The sequence below is a fragment of the Candidatus Eisenbacteria bacterium genome (assembly GCA_016867495.1).
In the GTDB taxonomy this organism is placed as follows: Bacteria; Eisenbacteria; RBG-16-71-46; order CAIMUX01; family VGJL01; genus VGJL01.
On record VGJL01000246.1, the window covers coordinates 1 to 3,211 of the forward strand.

Below are 3,211 nucleotides of genomic sequence, written 5' to 3' on the forward strand. Positions count from 1 at the left end.
GAGGTGACGGCACGCGCGAGCGGCCCAATCGAGCCCTCGTCCCGCCGCGGCCCGCAGGGGTTCGGCGCGCATGAGCCCGTCGAGGAATCCGGCGGCGAAGGCATCGCCGGCGCCGGTGGGATCAACGAGCACGGTGTCCGCCGCGGGCAACGAAAGCGCCTCGCCATCCGCCGCGTGGACGATGACGCCGGAGGCGCCGCGCGTGCGGATCAGCACGTCGATTCCGCCCGCGAGCAGGGACCGCACATCATCCTCGCTCAGCGGGTCGAAGGGGATGCTCGAGTGAAGGCGCGAGCGATCGTCGAGGGGCTCGCGCGAGCGCGAGCTGGACGGCGGTCGCAGTGAGGCGATCGGCGAAGCCGGCGCGCGGCGCATCGCGGCGGCGCCTTCCTCATCCGCCTCCGGGATCTGCAGGACCGTGAGGAAGGGGAGGGCCTCGCGCATGCGCGGGTCGGCCAGCCCCCGTTCTCCGGGCGCGTTCCGGTTGAGGATGTTGAGGTATCGACCGGGATCATCGCGCTCCCGCAGCCAGGCGATCGATGCGGCCGCGAGGCGGTCCAGGAGAAGGCAGCCGGCGTCGTCCAGATCGTGGGGGCGCCCATCCCAAGGGAAGACGACGCGTTCGGGGAAGAAGGCGCGGAAGGCCGTCCGCCGATCTGACCGCTTCACGTAGAGGTGGTTATGCTTCGTGGACGCGCCCGGAACCAGATCGACCAGGGGGGTCACGCCCCTGTGCTCCAGGGCCGCGACCGATGCCAGTCCGTAGGGGTCGTCGCCCACCCTTCCGACGGCGGCAACGCGCCACCCCGCGCAGGCCAGGGCGCACGCGGTGTTGGCGGCGCTTCCCCCTCCGTCCTCGGAGCGGACATGCGGCGCCGCCGGTTCGGTACTGTCGAGAGGGAACTCCTCCACGAGCCAGGAGATCTCCCAGACGGGGTTCGCGATGACAAGGAGATCCCATTTCATGGGAGGGCCTCGCGATCCCTGCCGGCGGTCCCCGGCCCCATCGCCCCTTGTCTCCGGAGAAGGCAGGTGGGATCCTTCCTCGAGTCTTCGGTCGCCGGGCCGGAATGGCTCGTTCCGCTGAGTGTCACGCCACCGACGATAGGATGGGCGCTCGGGGGCTTCAAGTCGCCGTAGGCCGCGAAGGTCGCGCGAGCGGGGGATGGGAGAATGGCGGGCGTATTCGTTCACCCTCAGGGGATCAACGAGTCGGACGCGGTGGGGGAAGGCACGCGGATCTGGGCCTTCGCCCACGTGATGAAGGGCGCCCGGATCGGCAAGTCCTGCAACATCGGCGAGGGAGCCTTCGTCGAGGGCGGGGCCATCCTGGGCGACGGCGTCACCGTGAAGAACGGCGTCGCCATTTGGGATCGAGTCGCCATCGAGGATCATGTCTTCGTCGGTCCCCACGCCGTCTTCACCAATGATCGGATTCCCCGCAGCCACCCCGACTACCGAACGGGGCCCGCGGGTTGGGAGGGGACTCTCGTCAGGATGGGGGCGACGATCGGCGCGAACGCGACGATCGTCTGCGGCGTGGTCCTCGGCCGGTGGTGCTTCGTCGCCGCGGGGGCCGTCGTCGTCTCGGATGTTCCCGATCACGCGATGGTCGCCGGCAATCCCGCCCGATCGATCGGGTGGGCCTGCAAGTGTGGGCGCCGCCTGCCGGAGTCGCTCAAGTGCTCGTGCGGGATGGCGTATCGCCTCCGCGATGGTGGAATCGATGAGGCGTGACGCGGGCTCCCGGCGGAGCGGGTCTGCGCCGGTTTCCGGCTAGGGGCGCGGCATGCGCTGGACATTCATCTTCGCGGGCGTCATCGAGGGGATCTGGATGCTGATCGACGCCCTCCAGCTCCTCCGGCGATCCCCCGGACGCTTCTCGTCGGACGAGCTCTGGAGCAGGACCGCCGTCCGCCTAGGCCTCGATCCGGTCAATCTGGTCCCCGTCTTCCTGGTTCTCGGGATCCTCTGGATCGCGGTCACGGTGGGAATCGCCACGCGTCGCCTCCGAGATAGGCGAATCGCGGTGATCCTGGCCTGTGTCTCGCTCTGGTACGCGATCCCCGGTACGGTCCTCGCGCTCATCTTCCTGTTCGCGCTCTGGACGATCCGGGCGGACGCCGGGGCCGCGGGAGGCCGCGCAAGTGAGACGCAGCGATAAGGGATCTCGCGCGTGGGACCCGACCTGGCGCTGGAACGTGCGCCCCGTGCGGGTCCTGGGCCTCCTCGCCGCGCTCGCGATCATTCTCGTTCTCGCCACCCCGGCCGCGCTCACGCAGTACGCTCGCTGGCTCATCTCGACGGATCGTCCTCAGAAGGCGGACGTGGCGATCGTCCTTGGCGGCGGAGAGGGAGAGCGCCTCGGCCTCGCCCTTCGAATCTGGCGGGAGGGCAGGGTCCCCGCGATTCTCATTCTCGATTCGGGGAAGCCTCTCCTTCCGGTCTACACGGGAGAGGACTCGATCACGCAGGGCGGCGTGAAGCGCCGCATCGCGGTCCGAAGGGGAGTGCCCGACGATCGGGTCTGGCTGCTGGAGGGTGTCTGGAGCACGCACGACGAGGCTGTCAGATCGCGGCGGTTTCTCGAGGAGCGTGGCGCCGGGAGCGCGATCGTCGTCACATCGCCCTTCCACAGCCGCCGGGCCCGTTCGACCTTCCGCAAGATCTACCGCGATTCTCCGATCCGCATTGCGGTCGAGACGCTCCCCATCGGAGAGAGTCAGGATGATCCCGTCCGCTGGTGGACGCGCGAGCGGGACCAGATCTCCGTCTTCACCGAGACCGCGAAGATCCTCTTCTACTGGAACCGGTTCGGCGTCCCGCCGTTCTGAAGATTGGGCGCTTTTGCGGGGCGCGATCGAGATGCTCGCCCCGAATCCCCATAAAGGTCCATAATTGGTCTCGGGCGCGGCGGGCCCGGATCGGATCAAGCCCGCGCTCGCGAAGCGCGGGAGGGGCGCCCGCGAGGCTCTGGTGGAGCGCTGGGAGACCTGTTCGCAAGGAGGTCGCCATGTCTCGTTGCCGTAGCTCTCTTCCGACGGCGGCTGTCGCGCTCGATCTCTTCGTTGAGGAGCTCAAAGCTGCAGGCCTCTCCGTCATCCCTCCTCGCTCGATCGCGCCGCCTCTTCCGGTCGGGGCCGATGCCTGCGATGAGATCTCCTGCGCCCTCGCGCTGGGGGCCCGGCACGGGGCGGAGAGGATCATCTAC

Annotated in this window: 4 protein-coding genes; 3 read left to right on the forward strand and 1 reads right to left on the reverse strand. The window is 69.0% G+C overall.

Annotated elements, in window-relative coordinates; translation table 11 throughout:
• Positions 1-966, reverse strand: a 966-nt coding sequence (locus tag FJY88_12935; GenBank protein ID MBM3288234.1) for a carbohydrate kinase family protein, incomplete at its 3' end; no start/stop codon positions are given.
• Between the two features lie 207 nt (positions 967-1,173).
• Between FJY88_12935 and FJY88_12940 the strand changes: the two genes are divergently transcribed.
• The 3 genes from FJY88_12940 to FJY88_12950 form a co-directional block, all read left to right on the forward strand.
• Positions 1,174-1,737, forward strand: a complete 564-nt coding sequence (locus tag FJY88_12940; GenBank protein ID MBM3288235.1) for an N-acetyltransferase — start codon at positions 1,174-1,176, stop codon at positions 1,735-1,737.
• 305 nt (positions 1,738-2,042) lie between these two features.
• Positions 2,043-2,834 (forward strand): YdcF family protein, encoded by a 792-nt coding sequence (locus FJY88_12945; GenBank protein MBM3288236.1) that lies wholly within the window; start codon positions 2,043-2,045, stop codon positions 2,832-2,834.
• Between the two features lie 179 nt (positions 2,835-3,013).
• A partial coding sequence (locus FJY88_12950; protein ID MBM3288237.1) for a hypothetical protein occupies positions 3,014-3,211 on the forward strand: 198 nt, incomplete at its 3' end.